The sequence below is a fragment of the Xenorhabdus budapestensis genome (genome assembly GCF_002632465.1).
Classification (GTDB): domain Bacteria; phylum Pseudomonadota; class Gammaproteobacteria; order Enterobacterales; family Enterobacteriaceae; genus Xenorhabdus; species Xenorhabdus budapestensis.
In genome coordinates, this window is the sequence record NZ_NIBS01000017.1 from 1 (window position 1) to 22,347 (window position 22,347).

Annotated in this window: 27 protein-coding genes, 1 tRNA gene, 1 rRNA gene and 1 pseudogene; 21 read left to right on the forward strand and 9 right to left on the reverse strand. The window is 46.5% G+C overall.

Annotated features, from left to right (window positions below; all coding sequences use genetic code 11):
* The 3 genes and pseudogenes from rrf to Xbud_RS13890 form a co-directional block, all read left to right on the forward strand.
* Positions 1-97, forward strand: a 5S ribosomal RNA gene (gene rrf / locus Xbud_RS13880); the annotation flags it as partial.
* 322 nt (positions 98-419) lie between these two features.
* Complete coding sequence (locus Xbud_RS21370) at positions 420-572, forward strand: hypothetical protein (protein ID WP_422645752.1); 153 nt, start codon at positions 420-422, stop codon at positions 570-572.
* 118 nt (positions 573-690) lie between these two features.
* A pseudogene (locus Xbud_RS13890) lies at positions 691-1,206 on the forward strand (IS66 family transposase); the annotation flags it as partial.
* 252 nt (positions 1,207-1,458) lie between these two features.
* Here the strand turns inward: Xbud_RS13890 and Xbud_RS13895 are convergent.
* A complete protein-coding gene (locus Xbud_RS13895) occupies positions 1,459-2,436 on the reverse strand; it encodes an arsenic resistance protein (RefSeq protein ID WP_099136619.1) in 978 nt (325 codons plus the stop codon).
* A gap of 307 nt (positions 2,437-2,743) precedes the next feature.
* Between Xbud_RS13895 and pyrG the strand changes: the two genes are divergently transcribed.
* From pyrG to Xbud_RS13910, 3 genes are all read left to right on the forward strand, one after another.
* Positions 2,744-4,375, forward strand: a complete 1,632-nt coding sequence (gene pyrG / locus Xbud_RS13900) for a glutamine hydrolyzing CTP synthase (protein ID WP_099136620.1) — start codon at positions 2,744-2,746, stop codon at positions 4,373-4,375.
* Between the two features lie 90 nt (positions 4,376-4,465).
* Positions 4,466-5,767 carry a phosphopyruvate hydratase gene (eno, locus tag Xbud_RS13905; protein ID WP_099136621.1) on the forward strand — a complete coding sequence of 434 codons (1,302 nt, stop codon included), beginning with the start codon at positions 4,466-4,468 and terminating at the stop codon, positions 5,765-5,767.
* A gap of 374 nt (positions 5,768-6,141) precedes the next feature.
* Positions 6,142-7,527: an SLC13 family permease gene (locus Xbud_RS13910; protein WP_099136622.1), complete on the forward strand. Its 1,386-nt coding sequence runs from the start codon at positions 6,142-6,144 to the stop codon at positions 7,525-7,527.
* A 400-nt stretch (positions 7,528-7,927) separates the two neighbouring features.
* Here the strand turns inward: Xbud_RS13910 and sra are convergent, their stop codons facing one another.
* From sra to folD, 3 genes are all read right to left on the reverse strand, one after another.
* The gene (sra, locus tag Xbud_RS13920) at positions 7,928-8,164 is read right to left on the reverse strand and encodes a stationary-phase-induced ribosome-associated protein (RefSeq protein WP_099136624.1); all 237 of its coding nucleotides are present in this window, start codon (positions 8,162-8,164) and stop codon (positions 7,928-7,930) included.
* A gap of 244 nt (positions 8,165-8,408) precedes the next feature.
* Positions 8,409-8,621 carry a ribosome-associated protein YbcJ gene (ybcJ, locus tag Xbud_RS13925; protein WP_099136625.1) on the reverse strand — a complete coding sequence of 71 codons (213 nt, stop codon included), beginning with the start codon at positions 8,619-8,621 and terminating at the stop codon, positions 8,409-8,411.
* Positions 8,621-9,496, reverse strand: coding sequence for a bifunctional methylenetetrahydrofolate dehydrogenase/methenyltetrahydrofolate cyclohydrolase FolD (folD, locus tag Xbud_RS13930; protein ID WP_099136626.1), 876 nt, complete (start codon positions 9,494-9,496; stop codon positions 8,621-8,623). The genes ybcJ and folD overlap by 1 nt, the downstream gene beginning before the upstream one ends.
* 182 nt (positions 9,497-9,678) lie before the next feature.
* Here folD and Xbud_RS13935 point away from each other — a divergent pair.
* Positions 9,679-9,755 (forward strand) — tRNA-Arg (locus Xbud_RS13935).
* Between the two features lie 73 nt (positions 9,756-9,828).
* On the opposite strand, the gene Xbud_RS13940 is transcribed toward Xbud_RS13935, so the two are convergent.
* The 3 genes from Xbud_RS13940 to Xbud_RS13950 form a co-directional block, all read right to left on the reverse strand.
* Positions 9,829-10,008 carry a helix-turn-helix transcriptional regulator gene (locus Xbud_RS13940; protein ID WP_046335935.1) on the reverse strand — a complete coding sequence of 60 codons (180 nt, stop codon included), beginning with the start codon at positions 10,006-10,008 and terminating at the stop codon, positions 9,829-9,831.
* A 328-nt stretch (positions 10,009-10,336) separates the two neighbouring features.
* Positions 10,337-10,735 carry a hypothetical protein gene (locus Xbud_RS13945; protein ID WP_099136627.1) on the reverse strand — a complete coding sequence of 133 codons (399 nt, stop codon included), beginning with the start codon at positions 10,733-10,735 and terminating at the stop codon, positions 10,337-10,339.
* A 276-nt stretch (positions 10,736-11,011) separates the two neighbouring features.
* Positions 11,012-11,623, reverse strand: a complete 612-nt coding sequence (locus tag Xbud_RS13950) for a helix-turn-helix domain-containing protein (RefSeq protein WP_099136628.1) — start codon at positions 11,621-11,623, stop codon at positions 11,012-11,014.
* A 133-nt stretch (positions 11,624-11,756) separates the two neighbouring features.
* On the opposite strand from Xbud_RS13950, the gene Xbud_RS13955 reads away from it, so the two are divergent.
* The 7 genes from Xbud_RS13955 to Xbud_RS13985 all read left to right on the forward strand — a co-directional run bounded on the left by Xbud_RS13955 (position 11,757) and on the right by Xbud_RS13985 (position 16,849).
* Positions 11,757-12,041, forward strand: a complete 285-nt coding sequence (locus Xbud_RS13955) for a hypothetical protein (protein ID WP_422645750.1) — start codon at positions 11,757-11,759, stop codon at positions 12,039-12,041.
* A 101-nt stretch (positions 12,042-12,142) separates the two neighbouring features.
* A complete protein-coding gene (locus tag Xbud_RS13960; protein WP_099136629.1) occupies positions 12,143-12,925 on the forward strand; it encodes a helix-turn-helix domain-containing protein in 783 nt (260 codons plus the stop codon).
* Positions 12,926-12,940: 15 nt separating this feature from the next.
* Positions 12,941-13,525, forward strand: a complete 585-nt coding sequence (locus Xbud_RS13965) for an ATP-binding protein (RefSeq protein WP_099136630.1) — start codon at positions 12,941-12,943, stop codon at positions 13,523-13,525.
* Positions 13,522-14,883 (forward strand): replicative DNA helicase, encoded by a 1,362-nt coding sequence (locus tag Xbud_RS13970; protein WP_099136631.1) that lies wholly within the window; start codon positions 13,522-13,524, stop codon positions 14,881-14,883. Before Xbud_RS13965 ends, Xbud_RS13970 begins: the two co-directional genes overlap by 4 nt.
* Positions 14,884-14,901: 18 nt before the next feature.
* Positions 14,902-15,291, forward strand: coding sequence for an antiterminator Q family protein (locus tag Xbud_RS13975; protein ID WP_099136632.1), 390 nt, complete (start codon positions 14,902-14,904; stop codon positions 15,289-15,291).
* Between the two features lie 220 nt (positions 15,292-15,511).
* Positions 15,512-15,712 carry a hypothetical protein gene (locus tag Xbud_RS13980; RefSeq protein ID WP_099136633.1) on the forward strand — a complete coding sequence of 67 codons (201 nt, stop codon included), beginning with the start codon at positions 15,512-15,514 and terminating at the stop codon, positions 15,710-15,712.
* Positions 15,713-15,811: 99 nt separating this feature from the next.
* Positions 15,812-16,849 carry a DNA-methyltransferase gene (locus tag Xbud_RS13985; RefSeq protein WP_099136634.1) on the forward strand — a complete coding sequence of 346 codons (1,038 nt, stop codon included), beginning with the start codon at positions 15,812-15,814 and terminating at the stop codon, positions 16,847-16,849.
* A gap of 70 nt (positions 16,850-16,919) precedes the next feature.
* Here the strand turns inward: Xbud_RS13985 and Xbud_RS13990 are convergent, their stop codons facing one another.
* Positions 16,920-17,201, reverse strand: coding sequence for a HigA family addiction module antitoxin (locus Xbud_RS13990; RefSeq protein ID WP_099136635.1), 282 nt, complete (start codon positions 17,199-17,201; stop codon positions 16,920-16,922).
* 11 nt (positions 17,202-17,212) lie between these two features.
* The gene (locus tag Xbud_RS13995) at positions 17,213-17,494 is read right to left on the reverse strand and encodes a type II toxin-antitoxin system RelE/ParE family toxin (protein WP_038181334.1); all 282 of its coding nucleotides are present in this window, start codon (positions 17,492-17,494) and stop codon (positions 17,213-17,215) included.
* A gap of 183 nt (positions 17,495-17,677) precedes the next feature.
* On the opposite strand from Xbud_RS13995, the gene Xbud_RS14000 reads away from it, so the two are divergent.
* The 7 genes from Xbud_RS14000 (at position 17,678) to Xbud_RS14030 (ending at position 22,342) form a co-directional block, all read left to right on the forward strand.
* Entirely contained in the window at positions 17,678-18,016 is a 339-nt protein-coding gene (locus Xbud_RS14000) for a phage holin, lambda family (RefSeq protein ID WP_099136636.1), read from the forward strand.
* On the forward strand, positions 18,000-18,434 hold the full coding sequence (locus Xbud_RS14005) for a lysozyme (RefSeq protein ID WP_099136637.1): 435 nt from the start codon (positions 18,000-18,002) through the stop codon (positions 18,432-18,434). Before Xbud_RS14000 ends, Xbud_RS14005 begins: the two co-directional genes overlap by 17 nt.
* Positions 18,431-18,883, forward strand: coding sequence for a lysis protein (locus Xbud_RS14010; RefSeq protein ID WP_099136638.1), 453 nt, complete (start codon positions 18,431-18,433; stop codon positions 18,881-18,883). Before Xbud_RS14005 ends, Xbud_RS14010 begins: the two co-directional genes overlap by 4 nt.
* Before the next feature lie 151 nt (positions 18,884-19,034).
* Positions 19,035-19,532, forward strand: coding sequence for a hypothetical protein (locus tag Xbud_RS14015; RefSeq protein WP_145956640.1), 498 nt, complete (start codon positions 19,035-19,037; stop codon positions 19,530-19,532).
* Between the two features lie 40 nt (positions 19,533-19,572).
* Complete coding sequence (locus Xbud_RS14020) at positions 19,573-19,923, forward strand: HNH endonuclease (protein ID WP_046335920.1); 351 nt, start codon at positions 19,573-19,575, stop codon at positions 19,921-19,923.
* Between the two features lie 197 nt (positions 19,924-20,120).
* Complete coding sequence (locus tag Xbud_RS14025) at positions 20,121-20,615, forward strand: phage terminase small subunit P27 family (RefSeq protein WP_046335918.1); 495 nt, start codon at positions 20,121-20,123, stop codon at positions 20,613-20,615.
* A complete protein-coding gene (locus tag Xbud_RS14030) occupies positions 20,612-22,342 on the forward strand; it encodes a terminase large subunit (RefSeq protein WP_099136641.1) in 1,731 nt (576 codons plus the stop codon). Before Xbud_RS14025 ends, Xbud_RS14030 begins: the two co-directional genes overlap by 4 nt.
* The last annotated feature ends 5 nt before the right edge of the window (positions 22,343-22,347 follow it).

The window sequence follows — 22,347 nt, forward strand, 5'->3', positions numbered from 1 at the left end:
TGGTCCCACCTGACCCCATGCCGAACTCAGCAGTGAAACGCCGTAGCGCCGATGGTAGTGTGGGGTCTCCCCATGTGAGAGTAGGGCACTGCCAGACATCAATTCAGTCAGAGAAGCCATCCGTCCCCGGATGGCTTTTTTGCGTTATGAGAATAGTTCATAAATATAATTATCAGACTACTTATGCAGGTCATTCTTTTTATGTAAATCGTAAGGCTCCGGTGATCTCACCTTGTTCCGTCCATTCGGCTCATGCACGCTACAGCTTCTTATCTTTTATTTGGAGCCCCAATCATGCGCCGTAACCGATACACCCCGGAACAAAAACAGCAACATGTGACCCAATGGTGGCACAGTGGCCTGACCCGAAACAGTATTGTGAGCAGCACCAGCTGAACTTTTCCTCTTTTCGGGACTGGATCGCCGACAGTAAAAAAATCCGCCGAGACCCCAACCCGAGTTTGTCAGCAGTGTTACCCGTTTCACTCCAGCCGGCCCAGACACACACAGTCACCCTGCAGACGCCCGACGGCTATGCCACATCTGCCCGCTGGCATTATTGCCGGAGGTGATTCAGGTACTATTGAACCTGCGCTGGCAGGAAGAGGAGGCATTTGTTTTTTCAACAAGGCCCGCTCCCGCCTCAAGGTGTTGCGCTGGGATCGCCGTGGTGTACTACGAGTTGCATCCTGGCCGCATGCCCGGCGCAAGTTTTTTGACTATTACTAGGCCAGCCAAAGCCCGGTGGCAAAACAGGCGTTGGACGGTATTCGGGAACTGTATAAACTGGAGCGAAAAATCCGGCGGCGCCCCTCGGATAAACGGCGGCAGCGTTATGCACGTCCCTGGCTACAAACTTGTCAGGCCAAAACCGCGCCCAACTCGGGATGACACAAGGCGATAACCTATACGTTGAAACGCTGGGCGGCGCTGGTGTGCTATCTGGATGATGGCCGGGTCCCGATAGACAAAAACCGGGCGGAAAATGCGCTCCGGGGTGTGGCCGTGGGACGAAAAAACGGGCTGTTTGCGGGCTCATTAGCCGCAGGGCAGCGGGCCGCCATGGTGATGAGTTTGTTGGAAACGGCCAACGCGAATGGTCATGATCCCTGGGTCTGGTTGCGTGATGTCCTCCGCCGATTATCCACCTGGCCGAACAACCGGTTGAATGAACTCCTTCCCTGGTCTGAAAACCCGTTTAGCTAAATCCCACTTTGTGCTTATCTGGCAAAGCAAGGTGAGATCACCGGACGCTTACGCTGATGGCAGTGCTTTGTGGTTTTTATCTGTGGATGGTGGATATATTTAACGTGATTAGAAACAAAATCACCGTCTGGAAGGCAGTTGAAATGGGGTAATGAGGAAAAATAGGAAGTAGATTATTTATGATGTAATCAATAAATCCTGTTATTTTCAACGAGATTTGTCAGCAGTCTGAAACCGCTTTTAAAGCGGTTTTCACATTTTTTCCTGAGTAGTACGTTTACTGTTTTGCCCCAATTTTGGTATCAACCGAATATAAATCAGTTCGCTGACAAGTTCGACCATGGTCTGCGTCACTATAACCGCAGGCAGTACTGGAACCGTGCCCGGAACCGCCAGAGCAAGAGGGAGAACAACCAGTGAATTGAGTGTAGCCGCGCTGAAAGCAACTGCTCTTCCAGACGGAGTATCAAGTTGGAAAAGACGAGCCACTGCCCAGCCGACAAAAGGTGCTGTGACAGCGAAAGCTGTATACATCGGTAGGATATGTCCTGCTGCTGCTTTTCCCAGTTGTGGAACCATTGCTGTCACTACAATGAAAAGCACCAAGGCGGTGGCTGGCACAGGCAAGAATTTAAGTCTGTCTGACACCTGTTTCCCAGATTGACTGCGACCGGCCCAGAATTGGGTTAATGCCGCCAGGCACAGGGGAGCTGCAATCAGCCACATAAATGCATGGAGGAATGGCCCTGGACGGACAAGATCGACTGCGTGGCTACTGAGGAAAAACCTCAGATAAATAGGTAGTAACAGAATCTGCATTATCAACAGAATCGGAGTTGACGCCAAGAGTAGCCGGGAATCAGCTTGGCCAAATTGAGAAAATGTCACAACATAATCAATGCAGGGGGTAAGCAATACCAAAAGAACACCAGGAATGAGTATGGGGTCGGTAGGCAGAAATTGAATCAGTATCGCAACCAGTAACGGAACGGCTACAAAATTGGTTAGGAGAAGAGGGATCAAAAAACGGACTCGGATAGCGGCCTGGCTGAGTTCAGTTACCGGCATTTGCAGGAAAGTGACAAAAAGCATCAGCGCCAGAGCCGGATTAATTGCCGTTTCGAGCTCGGATGTCCACGGTAACAGCCAAGCAGTAGCAGCCGCCATAACCACCACAGCAAAATAAATGATGATCTGGTTATTTTCCAGGCGCTCTCTCATCATTTCCATGCTATGTTCTCTTTAATATTTTTCACTTCAGAAAATGAAGGATGATACGTGGCAGAAACTTTATGTAAAGCATAAAGAGATTCGTTGTACACTCTATATGCAGGTCATTCTTTTTATGTAAAAAGCCCGATTTTTCTTGAGATAGCTAGGCTTTTTTTGACCTATGTTGTGATTAGTTTTATTTTGAAATTGCTACAGTTGGATAGGTAAAAGAGATAGAGTTTGTAGCGCATTTAAGGTTAGGGTATACTGCTTTCCCGTCCTGTTATATTCATCATCCTTTTAAACCTAAACTTTCAGGTTCAGCATGAAAACTAATTATATTTTTGTGACCGGCGGGGTCGTATCCTCTCTGGGTAAAGGCATTGCCGCAGCCTCTTTGGCGGCCATACTCGAAGCCCGTGGACTCAATGTCACCATTATGAAACTGGACCCGTATATCAACGTTGATCCAGGTACAATGAGCCCAACCCAACACGGGGAAGTTTTCGTTACCGAAGATGGCGCTGAAACTGATCTCGATTTAGGCCATTACGAACGTTTCATTCGAACCAAAATGACACGTCGCAATAATTTCACGACAGGTCGTGTTTACTCCGAAGTTTTGCGTAAAGAACGCCGTGGCGATTATCTGGGCGCAACCATTCAGGTTATTCCTCACATCACTAATGAAATCAAAGACCGTATCATCCGGGGCGCGGAAGGTTACGATGTTGTGCTGGTAGAAATTGGCGGTACTGTAGGTGATATTGAATCTCTGCCATTCCTTGAAGCTATCCGTCAGATGGCGGTAGAAGTAGGCCGTGAGAATACGCTGTTTATGCATCTGACTCTGGTACCTTATATGGCAGCAGCAGGCGAAGTGAAAACTAAACCTACCCAGCATTCTGTGAAAGAGCTGCTTTCCATTGGTATTCAGCCGGATGTTTTGATCTGCCGTTCAGATCGCACTATCCCCGCTAACGAGCGAGCAAAAATTGCACTTTTCTGTAACGTACCAGAGAAAGCCGTTATCTCTTTGAAAGATGTTGATTCTATTTATAAAATTCCTGGCCACTTGAAATCTCAGGGTTTAGATGATTATATTTGTAAACGATTCAGCCTAGAATGCTCAGAAGCTGACTTGTCTGAATGGGAACAGGTCATTTATGAAGAAGCAAATCCATCAGGCGAAGTGACCATCGGTATGGTGGGCAAATATATTGAGCTGCCGGATGCGTATAAATCAGTTATTGAAGCACTGAAACACGGTGGTTTGAAAAAACGTCTGACCGTCAACATCAAATTGATTGATTCTCAGGATGTGGAAACCCGCGGTGTTGAAGTATTGAAAGGTCTGGATGCGATTCTGGTGCCAGGTGGCTTCGGTGGTCGTGGCATCGAAGGCAAAATTATGACGGCACGCTACGCCCGTGAAAATAAAGTCCCTTACCTGGGAATTTGTCTGGGCATGCAGGTTGCCCTGATTGAATTTGCACGCAATGTTGCAGGTATAGAAAGGGCTAACTCTACTGAATTTGAGCCTGAATGTAAGTTACCAGTTGTAGGTCTGATCACTGAATGGCGTGATGAGAACGGCAACTTAGAAGTACGCAGTGAAGAGAGCGATCTCGGCGGAACGATGCGTGTTGGTGGCCAACAGTGTCATCTGACTGAAAACAGTCTGGTACGTAAACTTTATGGCCAGGACGATATTATTGAACGTCACCGCCATCGTTACGAAGTGAACAATCTATTGTTGAAACGCATTGAAGACGCGGGCTTACGTGTTGCCGGCCGCTCAATCGACAATAAATTGGTGGAAATTATTGAGAACCCGAACCATCCATGGTTTGTGGCATGTCAGTTCCACCCTGAATTTACTTCAACGCCTCGCGATGGTCATCCGTTATTTGCCGGTTTTGTTGAAGCCGCGCGCAAATACCAGAAAGGCCAGTGAAATAAGATATGGGATGATTGATGGGGTTTCACTTGATCCTTTGAGTGACCATCAATTGCCCGGAATTTAACTTGTACTGAGGAAAACCTAATGTCCAAAATCGTTAAAGTGCTCGGCCGTGAAATCATCGACTCCCGTGGTAATCCAACGGTAGAAGCGGAAGTACATCTGGAAGGCGGCTTTGTTGGTCTGGCTGCGGCACCATCAGGTGCATCAACGGGTTCTCGCGAAGCGCTGGAACTGCGTGATGGCGACAAATCCCGCTTTATGGGTAAAGGTGTACTGAAAGCAATTGCAGCGGTTAACGGCCCAATTGCTCAAGCTCTGGTTGGTCAGGATGCGAAAGATCAGGCCAATATCGATAAGATCATGATTGAGTTGGATGGTACTGAAAACAAATCTAACTTCGGTGCTAATGCGATTTTGGCCGTTTCTCTTGCGAACGCCAAAGCGGCGGCAGCGGCAAAAGGTATGCCTCTGTACGAGCACATTGCTGAACTGAACGGTACTCCGGGTAAATTCTCCATGCCTCTGCCAATGATGAACATCATCAATGGTGGTGAACATGCTGACAACAACGTAGATATTCAGGAATTCATGATCCAGCCAGTAGGTGCGGGCACGCTGAAAGAAGCGGTACGTATGGGTTCTGAAGTTTTCCATAATCTGGCAAAAGTACTGAAAGCAAAAGGCATGAGTACTGCGGTGGGCGATGAAGGTGGTTATGCACCAAATTTAGAATCTAACGCAGCAGCACTGGCAGCTATTAAAGAAGCCGTAGAAAAAGCAGGTTATGTGTTGGGTAAAGATATCACTCTGGCGATGGACTGTGCTGCTTCTGAATTCTATAACGAAGAAACTGGTAACTATGAACTGAAAGGCGAAGGCAAAACTTTTACTTCTCAGGAATTCACTCACTATCTGGAAGAACTGACTAAAGAATACCCAATTGTTTCTATCGAAGATGGCCTGAATGAATCTGATTGGGACGGTTTTGCTTACCAGACCAAGGTACTGGGCGATAAAATCCAATTGGTTGGTGACGATCTGTTCGTAACCAATACCAAGATCCTGAAAGAAGGTATCGAAAAAGGTATTGCTAACTCCATCCTGATCAAATTTAACCAGATTGGCTCTCTGACTGAAACGCTGGCTGCAATCAAGATGGCGAAAGATGCAGGTTACACTGCGGTTATCTCTCACCGTTCTGGTGAAACTGAGGACGCAACCATTGCTGACCTGGCAGTAGGTACTGCGGCAGGTCAAATCAAGACTGGTTCTATGAGCCGTTCTGACCGTGTTGCTAAATACAACCAGCTGATCCGTATCGAAGAAGCATTGGGTAACCGTGCTCCTTTCAATGGCTTGAGAGAAGTGAAAGGTCAGGCATAATCGCTGACTGGCTTCGATAAAAAATAAATATTATTTATATTTTGGCGGAAGAGTAATACTCTTTCGCCTTTCTTAAAAAGGTAATTTTAGCTATGTGCTTTTTTTCTTTATTGCATAATAGAGGATTATTTAACCATTCGTAAAATAAGAAATGTGACATAACCTATTAAAATATGCTCTTTTTTTACTCCTTTGATTAATAATTAAGCAAATCTCGCGTGGCAGATCCCAAAATCTCACACCTTGTATTTTATTTATCGTTCAGACTCCTTATTATTTCATATGTAATGTAATTCATTAACATTTAGAGCAATGATTCATCAATTATTATTTTTACATTACAGGGTTATGTTTCATTGTTGTATGGAGTCTTCATGGATGCTTCAGAATCTTTAACCCCAGCGGTTGGGCCAATACCCTCAAGTAAAAGAGGCTTAATTATTCTCGCGCTGGATATCATTTTGCTAATTGCTTTGCTGAAGTTTTTGCCTTATAGCGAAAAAGCAAATGCCGGTTTGGCATTAATGGCATTTATCGGGGTGTTATGGCTGACTGAAGCCATTCACGTCATTATTACTGCACTTTGTGTTCCAATTCTGGCGGTCGGAATGGGATTGATGAATACAGGTGACGCGCTGAAATCTTTTGCAAACCCGATTATCTTTTTGTTCTTTGGTGGCTTTGCACTGGCGACAGCACTACATATTCAAGGTCTGGATAGACTGATAGCTAACCGTCTTCTGATGATTGCCCGCGGGCGTTTATCAGTGGCGGTCATGCTGATATTTGGTATCACGGCTCTACTTTCGATGTGGATCAGCAATACAGCGACCGCAGCGATGATGTTGCCACTGGTTCTGGGTATTCTGGCTAATCTGGATGTCCGTACTGAACGTAATACATTTGTTTTTGTGTTGCTGGGTGTGGCATATAGCGCCAGTATTGGTGGTTTGGGCACGTTGGTAGGTAGCCCACCCAATGCAATTGCAGCAGCACAGTTAGGTATGGATTTCATTACATGGATGAAGTACGGCGTACCAATGGTGATCATCCTGTTGCCAGTTATGGTAATGCTGATGTATATCATGTTGCGTCCGAATCTGAATCATAAATTTGATCTGGAACTGGAACATCTGGAATGGAATAGTAAACGTGTTATCGCCATGTTTATTTTCCTGCTGGCTGTTGTGTGCTGGATTTTCAGTTCCTTCATCAGTGACGCTCTTGGCGGTATCAAAGACTTAGATACTCTCATTGCTGTGAGTGCAGCTATTCTGATTGGCATTACTGGTATATCAACATGGTCACAGATCCAAAATAACACTGAATGGGGCGTGTTGATGCTGTTTGGTGGTGGTCTGACACTGAGCGCTGTTCTGAAAAACTCCGGTGCAAGTGAAGTTATGGCGAATGGCATGGCTGCAACATTTGGCTCAAGTTCGTGGTTTGTGATTATTGTTGCTATTGCTACATTCATTATCTTCCTGACCGAATTTACCAGTAATACAGCCAGTGCCGCGTTACTTGTGCCTATTTTTGCCACAGTTGCAGAAGCTCTGGGAATGCCAGTTATCGTGTTGACCATGATTATCGGTATTGGTGCATCTTGTGCATTTATGCTACCTGTAGCCACACCACCGAATGCCATTGTTTATGGCACTGGCTATATCAAGCAGATTGAAATGGTGCGGGTGGGTCTTGTGCTGAACTTGGCATGTATTGCGATTATTTCTGTAATTGCCTGGTTCTTCTGGATGTAATTTGTATCAATAAATAAATTATAAATGAAATCGCTACCTAAAAGGTGACGATTTCATTTCAGACTAAGGGGCCACTAATTCACGGATGAATTCAAAATCAATGGCTGCCTCTAATTTGCGAACCGGATGATTTTTAGGCACGAGTTCGTCAAGCGAGAGAGAAAAATCTGGGGAGGGGAAGTTCTTGACATAGTGGTAAGCTCCGTTTGGTGAACGGAACTTGATTAAAGCAAAGTGCCGGATAAAAAACCGCACTTTGTCAATAACCGAAAACCGCCCCCATATGTGGGCGGCTTGTTTTACTACAGCAATATATTATGTAATGTTTTAATCACAGTAATGTTTGTAGTGATATTATTTTTTTATAACCAAACTTATTTGATAAATAAAGCAGATTATTTTATTGATTCGTATTTAAATATTTAGGATAGAAAGCACTTCCCGAATGATAAGTGACTTTTCCTGAAGAAGTATCTCGTTTTATAGAAATAAAAGAAGAATGACTCAGATGTTCTGGTATTTGATGCTTACTATCACTGGAATCGAGATTCAGAAGAGAAATAGTCACTCTGCGTTTAGATTTACTTAACTTATGAGACATGCCCAACAACCTTCTTGCAGCTCTATTACTAAACATAATCAACTCCTTTTCAGTTGTAAGTGAGTCTCTCAGTATAGCAACTTATTAGAAAACCAAAATATTGTCGGCATGATTATTTATTAAGATATCGTTAATATCACATATCTCTGTAGAGAAACCAGATTAATTTGTATTAAAAAAATGAAATCTGTTTATAAATAAAAAACTGCACCTTAAATGCGTAGAGAATATAAGGTACAGTTTTTCCGAAGGATATTATCAGAGACTTAATGCTACTGAGCTACCCTTCAACACGCACAGACTCACCGTTAAAGGTAACAACTTTCCCAGAGACGATTTTGCAGCGTTTGCGGGTTTCCACCTGAGAATCAACTTCTACTAAACCCTCTGCAATTACAGTCTTCGCAGCAGCACCACTTTCACACCACCCTTGAAACTTCAGCAGATCACACAGTTCTACATAAGGGTGACTATCTAAATAAAAAATTTCCATCAGTATCCTTCAGTTGTATCTACATCATGGTATTCCTCACATGCCTGCAAGGTATTTTGAATTAATGTCGCAACTGTCATCGGGCCGACACCACCCGGCACAGGAGAAATCCAACTTGCGCATTCAGATGCCTTATCGAAATCGACATCCCCAATGACTTTACCATTTTCCAGACGGTTGATGCCGACATCAACCACAATTGCCCCGGGTTTAATCCATTCACCAGGAATGAAGTTGGGTTTACCAACAGCCACGACTAATAAATCGGCCTGTTCAACATGCTGGCGCAGATTCTTGGTAAAACGATGCGTTACTGTGGTGGTACAGCCTGCTAACAGTAATTCAAGGCTCATTGGACGCCCGACAATATTGGAAGCACCAATGATAACGGCATTCAGCCCATAGGTATTGATATTACAGCGCTCCAGTAACGTCACAATACCTCGTGGAGTACAAGGGCGCAGCTTTGGTGCACGTTGACACAATCGGCCGATATTGTAAGGGTGAAACCCATCAACATCTTTATCGGGATGAATACGTTCCAGTACTTTAACATTATCAATACCGGCAGGGAGGGGAAGTTGAACTAAGATACCGTCGATTTCTGTATCTTTGTTCAGGTTATCTATCAAAGTGAGTAATTCGGCTTCGCTGGTGGTGTCTGGTAAGTCATAAGAGCGGGAAGTAAAACCAACTTCCTCACAAGCGCGGCGTTTGCTCGCGACATAAATCTGGGAGGCGGGATTTTCTCCTACTAAAACGACGGCAAGTCCGGGGGCACGTTTTCCAGTAGCAACACGCTGTCTGACTTTTTCTGCAACTTCTTTTCTGATTGTCTGCGCAATCGTTTTCCCATCAATAATTTTTGCTGGCATATATTTAAGATTCCATCATCGGGTATAGGAACAGGAGCTATTTTGTCAGAACATGAACCGCCTGTCAGTTATTAATAATTAATCATAAAATGAGCATATGAGCTAAAAGGTCATTGACTCAAGCCATTATGCCCGTATAATCCACCCCTGCATTAATTGTGCTTCTTATTTCACATCCCAATGCGCCCTTAGCTCAGCTGGATAGAGCAACGGCCTTCTAAGCCGTAGGTCACAGGTTCGAATCCTGTAGGGCGTACCATAAAATCAATAAGTTACGATAAAAAATGAAAAACCCGCCATAACAACGGGTCAGGTAATGGGTCAAGTTATCGCTACTTCTTCTCTCTCACCCAAGCCTCATAGACCTCTTCAGGCCATCCTAGAAATGTTCCACCAGCAGTTTTATCTGGTTTAGGAAACTCATTTCTTTTTGCATACATTCTCCAAAGGGTTGTTTTGCTTTTTCCTGTGAGTCGTTGCATCTCTTCACGCTTAATGTATCTTATCGCCATGACTTGCCTCCCTCTCTGATAGCCATTTCTCAAAACTCCCTTGCTTGTGCTCGGGCTATCTGTAGTAACAGCAGGGCGTATCTCTTGTTGTTTTGATTACTGATATGCATTGCTCAGTGTTTTGTTTGTTCCCAATGTGACGATGTAAGATGATATTTTTTCTGGCTCCATTTGAGCCATTTTATTTGCAGTTTCCATATAACAGACTTCTTTCGTGTTCTCTTCTTGTACGTAACCATTCTGAATTTAGAGTGAAACATTCCCCAGCGCAGGCGCTGTCATTCAGTTTTAATATTGATTGAAATTTATAGATTGTATTTATAGTCGTTTATTGTGTGGCTATTTTTATTACTGGCCGTGTTTTCTTGTCTGCTTTAATCAGAGGAATGATATCAATTAAATGCATATATCGTCCTCTCCGCTTATAGAGTGCATAACCGTAATCGACAATCAGTTCTAAATTATAGCAAGGAACAGGCTCTGTATGTTTTGGGCTGACTCGATACGTTGTTAAGATATGATGTTTAAATTCATCTTTATTTTGTATATCCATGCCGTGATTCTGGGTTTTGCCCTGATGATATTGATCTGCCAAAAAGGTGATATGTGTTGTTCCTGTATGCAGGCTGTTTGTTTGTGCGATATTGGCAACAATACCATTAATGGTGATAGCATTTTTTTGTTTTGTTGCCGGTTTCTTGATGATGGCAGAAATGAAGGTACGCATAAATCCTCTCGCTGACTATGGTAGTGATTATTCCTATCACTTTGATGTGGCTAACATTATCACTTAAATTTCATCAAATCCATACCTATAGTGATATATATCAAATTTTTTAATTATCTTATTGATATCAAATAGTTTTAATTTGATATTATTTGAATGATTTTGGATCTTGAGGGTGATAATAATTTCAATGAAACTAAAGATACTGCATTAAAAACAGTATCTTGTCGCAAATAGAGGCAGGGTTTGGCGGTGTTTAGAGCAGGGAGAGGAATGTTATCGTTTTCGCTTCATGTTACGGAATAAATAAACAATCACACCGACGATTTCCATGTCAGGAGAGAAGGTTATCAAGGGGATACGCGAGTCATCAACAGATAAAAAATTGGCTGCCCCCCCTTGTTTATAACGATAAACTGAATAGTGCTCTCCGATGCGTGCATAGACTAAATCATCATTGGCGATCTCTTCCTGTGTATCCACCACAATCACCGTCCTTTCCGGCGCTTCAGCGCAGCCGGTATTTTGGGTGATGCGATAAGCCCGGCAGGATTCAAACGAGGTTTGCTGTTCAGAAAAGGCCGGCACCATGAAGAACTCTGGGGTTTCTTGTTCTGCTTCATAAATTTTTACCGGTGCATAACGGTTGTCATGCCTGACAGCAAAATCAGTATCACCGGACTGCGATTTATGACCACTGCCATCACTAAGCCATTCCGGGCGCACGTCAAGCGCCTTGGCCAAATCAACGAGTCTGCCTGTTTTGACGGCGTTCCCGGAAAGTAATTTCCATATCATGGATTGTGCCATGCCGGCTTTTTTTGCCAGAGCAGATTGGGTCAGCCCCTTATCTGCCATGGCTTCTTTTAATCTATCAGCAAGCGTCATAAGTGCCTCATGAGTGGTTCCCGCATTTACGTGAAATACAGGTGATAAGCCCAAGAACCGCTGTCTTGGAACATTTTTTTCTTATTCTATCTCTAAAGTGATACCTTTACAAATACTCCAATAGTGATTTATATTGACTGTTAGTGATATTGTTATTGCCGTGGTGTTGGAGAAAGGAACTAATGAAAAACAGTGTGATAAAAAAAGTGATAGATATCGCAGGCAGTCAGGCCAAATTGGCTCAGGTTCTGGGGTGTGCGCAATCGCTCATCAGTGCATGGTTGTACGGAAAAAACGGGTTTCGGTATCACGGGTCCCCGATATTGTGGTTTTTTCAAACGGGGCGGTTCAGGCTCATGAATTGCGTCCTGATCTGCCTACCGTTTTCCCGCCACCTGAAGCCAAAACCCCTAAATAAATTTCCAATTACCACTGGTGGCGGATGATGCCGGGTGTTTGAGGTGCGTCCGGGATGAACATGGGGATGGGATTTAACATACGGTAACAGGGAGAAACAGCATGAGTATGAGTCTGATGGCAAAGGCAATGAGTATCCGGGTGGGCAATCCTCTGAGGAAACTGGTGCTGATTAAACTAGCCGATAATGCAAACGACAAAGGGGAGTGCTGGCCCTCGTATCAGCATATTGCAGATCACTGTGAATGCAGCAAAAGCGCCGTGCGAAGTCACATTGGTGTCCTGATTAAGATGGGCTTGCTGACCAAGGAAAATCGGCTGGGTAATCACAACGGGAAAGGGAATGCCTCGAATGTCTATTACCTGAATTTATCCGCTGACCCTGTGTCACCCAAAAGCATACCCCCTGTGCCACTGGCTGGCAGCCCTATGCCATCTGCTGACACCCCTGTGCCGCCAAATGGCAGACCCCCTATGCCGTCAGATGGCACCAGAATCAGTCACTCTTTTGAACCAGTCAAGGAATCAGTCAAAGAACCTATAAAACCCCAAGGGGCTGGGCAGGAAAAACAGGCAAAAAAATCAGTATTCGATCCCCTGACGGCCAAACCCGAGAATGTCAGTGCCGAAATGTGGGCGGATTGGGTGACATTCAGGCAGGAAATCAGGAAACCCCTGACCGAAACCAGTTGCCGCCAGCAGGCCAGGCAATTAGCGGGATGCACTCATCCTGACGAGGTGATTTGCACCTCCATTGCCAACAGTTGGCAAGGGTTATTTCCTGACAAGCAGAAATCTGGTCGGCAGCCCCAAGTCAACACCCATAGCGGATTTGAGCACAAGTGTTATGAATCACACGGCGCGAGCTGGACAAAAAATCTTTAAGGAGCAGCAGACGTGATGGAAACAACGGAACCGGGAATATTGAAAATCGTTCCCCGCTTTGCGCAGGCCAGCTTTGCCACCTACCAGCCACAGAACCGCAGGGCAGAAACCAATCTGAAAACCTGTCAGGGCTACGTCCAGACATGGGCGGAACGCAAGCGAGCAGGGGAAGGTATGATCCTGTGTGGGCGTCAGGGCACAGGCAAAACTCACCTTGCCGTCGCCCTCTGCCGTGAAATTGCAACAGGCTATGATGAAGCGGTTTTTATCACCACTGCGTCACGCATCATCCGGGCGTTTCGTCGCTCATGGAACAGCGAGGGTGAAATGAGTGAATTTGACACTCTGAAATTTTACAGCGAGCTGGATTTGCTGGTGATTGACGAAATCGGCGTGCAGTACGGCACGGAGTCTGAACGCCATATTCTGTTTGAGGTACTGAATAATCGCTATGAAGACCTGCTGCCCACCATTCTGATCAGTAATTTGCCCGTGACTGAGCTGGCGCAGTTTTTGGGTGACCGGACGCTGGATAGAGTGTTTCAGGGCGGCACGGTATTGGCCTTTGACTGGGAAAGCTACCGGAGGGAAATCGCATGAATGTCTATGATTTGGAAATGGCCGTTATCAGTGGCTTGTTATCCGGCGGGGCAACACCGGACGCTTACGATGTATTAGCGATGCTACCGGATGAGGCGTTCAGCTCCGTTCATCTGCGCCGGGTGTACGGAGAAATCAAAAGGCAGGCCCTGAGCAGTGCGATTATCGATCCCTTTTTCATTGCGGATGCGATGGGTGAAGAACGCGGTATTCTGGCTCACCTACTCGAACTGGCCAAAACGCCGGTCTGGCGAGCCAATTTAAAAGGCTATGCGGAAAAAGTCATGCGTTACTGGCGGGTACGTCAAGTCACTGAGCTGATTAACCGTTACCAGCAAGAGATTCAAGCCTGTGGCAATCACACGCAAGCGGAAGCACTGATTGAGGCGTTTGCGTCCCAGTTTAATGGGATATCCCAGAGCGAGAGTAGCTTACAACCTGTTGTCATCGGTACCTTACTGGACAGGTACGTTGAAACACTGGAGGCGCGCAATCAGGGCAAGACCGGTATGATCCTGACGGGCATTGAGCCGCTGGACGAACTGACCGGCGGATTTAACCCGACTGACCTGATTTTGCTGGGCGGACGTCCGGGCATGGGAAAAACGGAACTGGCCCTGTGCATGATTGACGGCATGACCTGCGACGGCGGTGGTGCTTTGTTGTTTTCCATGGAAATGGCGGCGCAACAAATTGCCGAGCGCATGGTGGCGAGTTCGGCGGCGATGCCGGTGTCTAAACTCAGGAACTGTGAACTGTATGATGAGGACTGGGGGCGGATTGGCAATGCACTGGGTTCGCTCATCGACCGGGATATTCATGTGCTGGATGCCAGCGACCTGAGTATCGAACAAATTTGCGCTATCAGTGAAACTCATAAGCGTCGTCACCCGAACTTAAAGGGCATTTTCGTCGACTATCTTGGGTTGATTAGAAAACCCCGGGCTGACCGCCACGACTTAGCTGTGGCAGAAATATCGAAAGCACTGAAAGGCTTGGCGAAACGGCTGCATACTCCGGTCACGGCTTTGAGCCAGCTCTCAAGGGACGTGGATAAGCGTCCTTTGCATCAGCGCCGCCCGATAGCGGCTGACTTACGTGATTCCGGCTCACTGGAGCAGGATGCGGATCGCATTATTTTTACTTATCGGGATGGGGTGTATAACCCACTCAGCCCCGCCAGTCAGTACGCGGAAATTATTCTGGAGAAGAACCGTCACGGGCAAACCGGCACGGTTTATCAGGCATTCCGGCACGGTCATTACCTGCCGACGGATCAGATATCGGCAGCCGAAATTTGCCGCAGGTCGCAACAAACCCAACAAAAACAACGTCGTTATGCCGACAGGGCGCTTTAATCACAGGGGAGTGCATGAATGCGTGATATTCAGTTAGTGATGGAGCGCTGGGGCGCATGGGCTGCGGATAATCGTGACGGGGTTTACTGGTCTTCCATTGCGGCAGGTTTCAAAGGGTTAATCCCGAACCGGGTGAAATCCCGCGTACAGTGTTGTGATGACGATGCCATGATTATCGCCAGTTGCATGGCAAAACTGAATCAACAGTGTAACGATGCGCACGATCTGCTATTTGATTATTACGTGTTCGGTAAAACCTTTATGCAACTCGCCCATGATCATCATTGTTCGGATACGCACATCGGGAAGCGATTACAAAAGGCCGAAGGCGTTATTGAAGGGATGTTAATGATGCTGGATATTGCACTGGACATGGATAAAGACATCCCGTTAATGCAATATCCATGATGTGACTGCATATAAAAATAACGCTTTACGATCGTAAAAACGGTGCTATTGTGATAAACGTGATAGCAAAGTCACCCAGCTTATTAATACCAGACAGCTTAAACCTTGCCCCGTGCAAGGTTTTTTTACGCCTGAAATAAAACATAAGACTTGCTGTTGTCTTTGGTCAGAGTTACATGTGTGTTCATGCATAAAAACTGCCCGGAGGGTTAAATTTATCATGCTAAAACATGAAGATATGACAATAACAGCCGCCTGTGTTTTAGACGCCGTTCCTTTGCATACGTGGTTTTCTGTTTCTGAAGTGTCTAAATTAATGGGGCTGCCTGAGCCCCGTTGCCAATTACTGTTAACGCAATTTCGTCTGGCGGGTTTAATGGAAAGCCGGGAAGATGACACGTTTTTCAAACGTTCTCCCTGATGGGGGTATTTCCCAGAACGTGAAAGTGTAGCCGGTAAATGCCGGCTTTTCGTGTTGTGGTTTTCCTGAGAACAGTCAGCGTCGAGAGGAAAAAAGCGGATGGATTTACGCCCTGTCACCTTAGTCAACGATGACTCCCTGAAATTTATCAAAACCCTGCCTGATAACTGCATCGACTTAATTGCCACGGACCCGCCGTACTTTCGCGTGAAAGATTGTCACTGGGATAACCAGTGGGAGGATGCCACGGCCTACCTTGCGTGGCTGGATGAAGTGCTGGCTGAATTCTGGCGGATACTGAAACCGAACGGCAGCCTGTATATGTTCTGCGGTTCGCGTCTGGCCTCGGATACGGAACTGCTGGTGCGGGAACGGTTTAACGTGCTGAACCATATTATCTGGGCGAAACCGTCTGGCCCGTGGCGCAGGCAGCATAAAGAAAGCCTGCGGATGTATTTTCCGGCCACAGAACGTATTATTTTTGCCGAACATTACCAAGGTCCCTATCACCCGAAAGGCGATGGCTATTTCAAACAATGCCGGGAACTAAAACAGTCGGTGTTTAAACCGCTGGTGGATTATTTTCGTGATGCTCGTAAAGCGTTAGGCATCACGGCAAAAGACATACACAAAGCCACCGGAAAGCAGATGGCCAGTCACTGGTTCAGCGATAGTCAATGGCAGTTACCCAGTGAAACTGACTACCAAAAGTTGCAGGGACTGTTTGAGCGTATCGCTAACGAAAAGCACCAGCGTGGTGAACTGAACACCCCGTATCCTGAGCTGGTGGACTCTCATTTCACCCTGTCGCGTCAGTATGATGAATTGCGGCAGGAATATGGCTTAATGCGCCGTTCGTTCTCAGTCACGGCAGCAGTGCCTTATACCGACGTCTGGCAGTTTGCACCTGTTCAGTATTATCCAGGCAAGCACCCTTGCGAAAAGCCCGCTGATTTAATGGCACATATTATCCAGTCCAGCAGCCGGGAAGGGGATGTGGTGGCCGATTTCTTTATGGGTTCTGGGGCAACGTTAAAAGCGGCGTTAAAGTTAAATCGTCGTGTTTTGGGTGTGGAGCTGGAAGAGGCACGGTTTAAGCAGACTGTACAGGAGATCAACGGGCAGTTGTCAACTTAGCGTTTACAACTCAACTCACCGGAATGACCGGATAGTTGAAGTGGTTCGGCAATACCTAACCACTTCATCATTACAGATGTGCAAATATCGGCCTGATTTCGGGGCGCTGTTGTTGAGAAGCCTGCCACAACTCATACTGGGACTGCATATTTGTCCACATTTCGGCACTGGTTCCTAATGCCGCTTCTAAACGAAGTGCCATATCTGCGGATATGCCTGCGCTGCCATTTAAAATACGGGATAAAGCCACACGGGTGACACCCAGCGCTTTCGCAGCTTCGGTAACAGAAATGTCGCCTAAATATTCGCGTAAGACAATGCCGGGATGTGCGGGATTATACATTCTGCTCATTATGTGATTCCTCAGTGATAATCTTGATAATTAACCAAGATGGCATCTTCGCCTTCAAAGCGAAATGTCAGCCGCCAGTTCCCGTTGACAGAAACAGCCCAGTGGCCTTTTAAATCAGCGCCTTTTAACGGGTGTAATTTCCAGCCGGGCGCGTTCATGTCATCGGGTTTTTTGGCGGTGTTTAACGCGGTTAATTGAATATTCAGTTTTACAGCATGGTTTGCCTGAATGCCTGCTGTAGAGCCTGTTTTAAAGAATTTTTCTAACCCTTTATGTTTAAAACTCTTAATCATTGTGCGCCGCCGTATACTGTATAGCGTCAGTATACGTTAAGTGTGTGCAGTGTCAACCGACTTTGCCACCGCAATCACTCTCATCACATCTGTATCCACGTATTGCGGCTGGCATCCTATTAACTCACTCACAAGGGCTGACGTCACTCACCCCACAGATACCTATTGCTCTAATGGGGGAATATGAAAATGAAAGAAGATCCTGATGTCTGGGGACACCTCGGTGACTGGCTTATTTCAATAAAAGAACAAGGCATAGGGGCGGTACTCGCCGGAACAATGGCATTTCTCCGAGGTCGCTATAATGGTGTAGGTTGGTTAAAAGTATCTATCGATGCCTTTATATGTGCCATGTTTGCCTGGTTCATTCGTGATGTATTAAATCTGTTTGGTCTGAATCCTGATTTAGCTTATATCGGCAGTGTGGTGATGGGTTATTTAGGGGCAGACTTTATCGGCCAATGGCTGCGTAAAGCGGCAGAGAAAAGAACGGGAGCATCTTCTGATGGAAATCAGCGATAAAGGCCTTGAGTGCATCAAACAATATGAAGGCCTGAAACGAAAAGCCTATCCTGATCCAGCAACAGGTGGCGTGCCTTGGACCATTGGTTATGGCCATATAAAAGGGGTTAAAAAAGGGGATGTGATTACAGAGCAGCAAGCCGAAGCATTCCTACATGATGATCTCCAACCTATTTACATCACATTAAAGCAATGGGTTAAAGTTCCTTTGAGTCAAAGCCAGTTCGATGCCCTATGCTCGTTTATATTCAATTGTGGCTGTGGTAACTTTTCGGGTTCCACTTTATTGAAGAAACTCAATCAAGGTGATTATTCAGGTGCAGCAGCAGAGTTTTCCCGCTGGAATAAAGTGGCAGGCAAGGTCATGCGTGGGCTGGATAATCGTCGGGCATCTGAACGCCAGATGTTTTTATCATGAAGTTCAATTTCACCTCCGGCGTTGTTATTGCATTGATGATTTCCTCATCCGCTACCTTCTTATACCGCTCTGGCTATAAGAAACAGCTCGGCATTAATAGCGACCAAATAACTGAAATCCAGCAACTGACTGACACTATTAACTACCAGAACACGCATATTGAAATACTGCATGAACTGGATACCCGCCACACTCAGGAACTTGCCAATGCCAAGACTGAAATTGACACTCTTCGGGCTGATGTTGCCGCTGGCCGTCGTAAACTGCTCATCCAAGCCACCTGTCCTGTGTCAGAAACCACTTCCTCCGGCAGCGTGGGCGATGCAGGGCCCCCACAACTTACAGAGTCAGCTAAACAAAATTATTACGATCTCCTCCGAATGATGGTGGAGAACGTGCAGCAGACCAAGTACTTACAAGATTACATCAAAACGGAGTGTTTGTACTAATAGCTATCCCACCATATTGAACAGTGGGGGATTATATAAACCGAGGTAGTTATTTATTCTGAATAGGTTAAAACTCAAGGTCACAAAACATATTGAAAGTTCCAATTTTTTTCAAGGATAATAACCTCACGATCACTTAATGAGGTTCTTTATGGATACAGATTTGATTAGTTTTGAAGCCATGATAGCGGCACAGCAATCAGCCAAATGGGCATATTGGGCAATGTTTGGTACTTGGTTTGCGGGAATTGCAACTTTTTTCGCTGTATTAGTAGCTTTGTTTAACGCGTCTGCTTGGAAAAATCAATTGATAGTGAAGGAAGAACAACTATGGGCTACTGCACTGATGCAATATATCTCTTGTCTTGACAAATGCCCTGATATAATAACAAGTGACGAAAGAATGCAATACTCAACTGAATTAAGCAAACTTGATGGTACTTATGATTTATTGCTTACCCAATTTGCATCATTAAAAATAGCATTAATGGTTAGCAAAACTGGAACCAACAAGTTTGAAACTAAATATAAGGATAAGTTTAATAACTTTATGCCTTTTCATTACTCTTATATCTGTGGAAGCATGGAAAGGGATGTATTATTAGATGTATTACCAGAACTGACTAAAGGTTTAATAGAATTCAAGTAAACCACCTTCGGGTGGTTTTTTGCTATGTGGAGGCCAGAATATGCCACCCCGCATCCCTCGCGCCTGCCGCAAGTCAGGTTGCCCCAAAACCACTACCGATCGCAGTGGTTACTGTACTGAACATCTGCACATAGGCTGGCAATATCACCAACAGGGTAAGAGCCGACATGCCCGTGGCTACGGCAACAAATGGGATAAGCTAAAGATACGAGTCAAACAGCGGGATAACCACCTGTGCCAGCACTGCTTACGGCGGGGGCGAGAGGTCACCGGCTCCACGGTTGACCATATCCAACCCAAAGCCCACGGCGGCACTGATGCGTTAAGCAACTTACAGTTATTGTGTGAATCCTGCCATCGACAGAAGACCGCGACAGAGCGATTACGCTAAAGGTTGAGTGAATATTAATTTCTAATGGCAATCATTGTAGATGTTATCGTTATCGGGGGAGGGGCGGGTCAAATCCCTACCTCTCTTGCTCCCAAGGACCGCCACCTTGGGTCTTTTTTCATACCCGCGAAAAATGAAATTTAAATCGGATGCTTTTATCCCTCTTTCACTGTTTTTGAGCACGGGAGGTGCTGTGTATGGCCGGAACGGCGGGCAAGTCAGGTCGTCGCCCCAAGCCGACGGCACGCAAAGCACTGGCAGGCAATCCGGGCAAACGCAAGCTGAACCGGGATGAACCGACTTTTACCCCGTTGATAAGTGTTTCACCGCCGGACTGGTTTGCTGAGAGTAAAATGTCGCTGGCTGGGGTGATGTGGGAGCTAACCAGCAAGGAGTTATGCGCACAGGGGTTACTGTGCGTGACTGACCTCGCGGTGCTCGAACGCTGGTGTGTGGCTTACCAATTCTGGCGCAACGCTGTGGTGAATATTGCCCAGCAGGGCAATACCGTGACCGGGGCAACTGGCGGCCCGATTAAAAATCCAGAGCTGACCGCCAAAAAAGAGCAACAGTCTGAAATGGATACGACCGGTTCCATGCTAGGTTTAGATCCCAGCAGCCGCCAGCGCCTGATTGGGGCGGCCGGACAGGCCAAAACGGACAACCCGTTTATGAGGATGATTTCATCATGAGCCGCAAAGCTTATCTGAATGTCAATGCCGCGAACCAGTACGCCCGTGATGTGGTACGCGGCAAGATTGAGGCCGGGCGTTATGTCAAAGAGGCCTGCCAGCGCCATCTGGACAACGTGAGTCAGGAAAAGACAAAAGCATTTAAGTATCGGTTCGATAAAGATTTGGCCGAACGTGCCGCAAAATTTATTCAGCTGCTGCCGCATACCAAGGGAGAATGGGCGTTTAAGCGTATGCCGATCACGCTGGAGCCGTGGCAGTTATTTATTGTCTGCTCGGCCTTTGGCTGGGTGCATAAAGGCAGCCGGTTACGCCGCTTTCGGGAAGTCTATACCGAAATTCCGCGTAAAAATGGCAAATCCGCAATTTCAGCGGGGGTGGCACTCTATTGCTTTACTTGTGATGACGAATTCGGCGCGGAAGTCTATTCCGGCGCGACTACGGAGAAACAGGCGTGGGAAGTGTTCCGGCCTGCCCGCCTGATGTGCAAGCGGACTCCGCTGCTACTTGAGGCATTCGGCATTGAAGTGAATGCTTCCAATATGAACCGCCCGGCAGACGGTGCCCGGTTTGAGCCGCTGATCGGCAATCCCGGAGATGGGCAGTCACCCAGTTGTGCGATTGTGGACGAATATCATGAACACGATACTGATGATCTTTATACCACCATGCTGACGGGGATGGGGGCACGGCGTCAGCCGCTGATGTGGGCGATCACCACGGCAGGTTACAACATTGAAGGGCCTTGCTATGACAAGCGGCGCGAAGTGATTGAAATGCTGTCCGGCAATGTACCCAATGAAGAGCTGTTCGGCGTGATCTATACCGTGGACGAGGGCGATGACTGGACCTCACCGGACGTATTACGCAAAGCCAATCCCAATATGGGCGTCTCGGTCTATGCTGATTTTTTGCTGAGCCAGCAACAACGCGCCCTGAATAACCCGCGTTTAGCCAGCGTATTCAAGACCAAACACCTGAATATCTGGGTGTCTGCGCGGGAGGCTTACTTCAATATGGTGAGCTGGAAGCAGTGTGAAGATACTTCACTGACGCTGGAGCAGTGCGAGGGTCAGCCCTGTTTTCTGGCCTTTGATCTCGCCCGAAAGCTGGATATGAACAGTATGGCACGGCTTTTTTCGCGTGAAATAGACGGTAAACGGCATTTCTACAGTATCGCCCCACGTTTCTGGGTGCCATACGACACTGTATACAGTGTGGAGCAGAACGAAAATCGGCGCAGCGCCGAGCGTTTTCAGAAGTGGGTGGAAATGGATATGCTGACTGTCACAGAAGGCGCTGAAGTCGATTACCGTTACATTCTTGAAGAAGCCAAGCTCGCTTGTCACCTGAACCCGGTTAATGAAGCCCCGATTGATCCCTTTGGGGCAACCGGCTTATCTCACGCACTGGCGGACGAGGGTATTAATCCCATCATCATTACTCAGAATTTTACTCATATGAGCGATCCGATGAAAGAGCTGGAGGCCGCCATCCAGTCCGGGCGTTTCCATCATGACGGTAACCCGATCATGTCGTGGTGTATCGGTAATGTCGTCGGGAAAACGATGGGAGGTAATGATGATATCGTGCGCCCGATTAAAGAGCATAAAGACAGCAAAATTGATGGCGCGGTAGCGCTGATTATGGCGATGGGGCGGGCTATTTTGCACGAAGAACCCAGTCTCTCAGATCATTTGATCTCCCACGGTGTTCGCTCACTCTGAGGTTT

Excerpts from the sequence above, each read along its gene's own strand:
- ybcJ (WP_099136625.1), bottom strand. The coding sequence starts at position 8,621 with ATGGAAATTTTTTATTTAGATAGTCACCCTTATGTAGAACTGTGTGAT.
- Xbud_RS14030 (WP_099136641.1), top strand. The coding sequence starts at position 20,612 with ATGAGCCGCAAAGCTTATCTGAATGTCAATGCCGCGAACCAGTACGCC.
- Xbud_RS13940 (WP_046335935.1), bottom strand. The coding sequence starts at position 10,008 with ATGGCGATAAGATACATTAAGCGTGAAGAGATGCAACGACTCACAGGA.
- Xbud_RS13960 (WP_099136629.1), top strand. The coding sequence starts at position 12,143 with ATGAGTATGAGTCTGATGGCAAAGGCAATGAGTATCCGGGTGGGCAAT.
- Xbud_RS13985 (WP_099136634.1), top strand. The coding sequence starts at position 15,812 with ATGGATTTACGCCCTGTCACCTTAGTCAACGATGACTCCCTGAAATTT.
- Xbud_RS13990 (WP_099136635.1), bottom strand. The coding sequence starts at position 17,201 with ATGAGCAGAATGTATAATCCCGCACATCCCGGCATTGTCTTACGCGAA.
- eno (WP_099136621.1), top strand. The coding sequence starts at position 4,466 with ATGTCCAAAATCGTTAAAGTGCTCGGCCGTGAAATCATCGACTCCCGT.
- sra (WP_099136624.1), bottom strand. The coding sequence starts at position 8,164 with ATGTTTAGTAATAGAGCTGCAAGAAGGTTGTTGGGCATGTCTCATAAG.
- Xbud_RS13910 (WP_099136622.1), top strand. The coding sequence starts at position 6,142 with ATGGATGCTTCAGAATCTTTAACCCCAGCGGTTGGGCCAATACCCTCA.
- pyrG (WP_099136620.1), top strand. The coding sequence starts at position 2,744 with ATGAAAACTAATTATATTTTTGTGACCGGCGGGGTCGTATCCTCTCTG.
- folD (WP_099136626.1), bottom strand. The coding sequence starts at position 9,496 with ATGCCAGCAAAAATTATTGATGGGAAAACGATTGCGCAGACAATCAGA.
- Xbud_RS14010 (WP_099136638.1), top strand. The coding sequence starts at position 18,431 with ATGAAGTTCAATTTCACCTCCGGCGTTGTTATTGCATTGATGATTTCC.
- Xbud_RS13980 (WP_099136633.1), top strand. The coding sequence starts at position 15,512 with ATGCTAAAACATGAAGATATGACAATAACAGCCGCCTGTGTTTTAGAC.
- Xbud_RS14020 (WP_046335920.1), top strand. The coding sequence starts at position 19,573 with ATGCCACCCCGCATCCCTCGCGCCTGCCGCAAGTCAGGTTGCCCCAAA.
- Xbud_RS13975 (WP_099136632.1), top strand. The coding sequence starts at position 14,902 with ATGCGTGATATTCAGTTAGTGATGGAGCGCTGGGGCGCATGGGCTGCG.
- Xbud_RS14005 (WP_099136637.1), top strand. The coding sequence starts at position 18,000 with ATGGAAATCAGCGATAAAGGCCTTGAGTGCATCAAACAATATGAAGGC.
- Xbud_RS13945 (WP_099136627.1), bottom strand. The coding sequence starts at position 10,735 with ATGCGTACCTTCATTTCTGCCATCATCAAGAAACCGGCAACAAAACAA.
- Xbud_RS14025 (WP_046335918.1), top strand. The coding sequence starts at position 20,121 with ATGGCCGGAACGGCGGGCAAGTCAGGTCGTCGCCCCAAGCCGACGGCA.
- Xbud_RS13995 (WP_038181334.1), bottom strand. The coding sequence starts at position 17,494 with ATGATTAAGAGTTTTAAACATAAAGGGTTAGAAAAATTCTTTAAAACA.
- Xbud_RS13895 (WP_099136619.1), bottom strand. The coding sequence starts at position 2,436 with ATGGAAATGATGAGAGAGCGCCTGGAAAATAACCAGATCATCATTTAT.
- Xbud_RS13970 (WP_099136631.1), top strand. The coding sequence starts at position 13,522 with ATGAATGTCTATGATTTGGAAATGGCCGTTATCAGTGGCTTGTTATCC.
- Xbud_RS13950 (WP_099136628.1), bottom strand. The coding sequence starts at position 11,623 with ATGACGCTTGCTGATAGATTAAAAGAAGCCATGGCAGATAAGGGGCTG.
- Xbud_RS14000 (WP_099136636.1), top strand. The coding sequence starts at position 17,678 with ATGAAAATGAAAGAAGATCCTGATGTCTGGGGACACCTCGGTGACTGG.
- Xbud_RS13965 (WP_099136630.1), top strand. The coding sequence starts at position 12,941 with ATGGAAACAACGGAACCGGGAATATTGAAAATCGTTCCCCGCTTTGCG.
- Xbud_RS14015 (WP_145956640.1), top strand. The coding sequence starts at position 19,035 with ATGGATACAGATTTGATTAGTTTTGAAGCCATGATAGCGGCACAGCAA.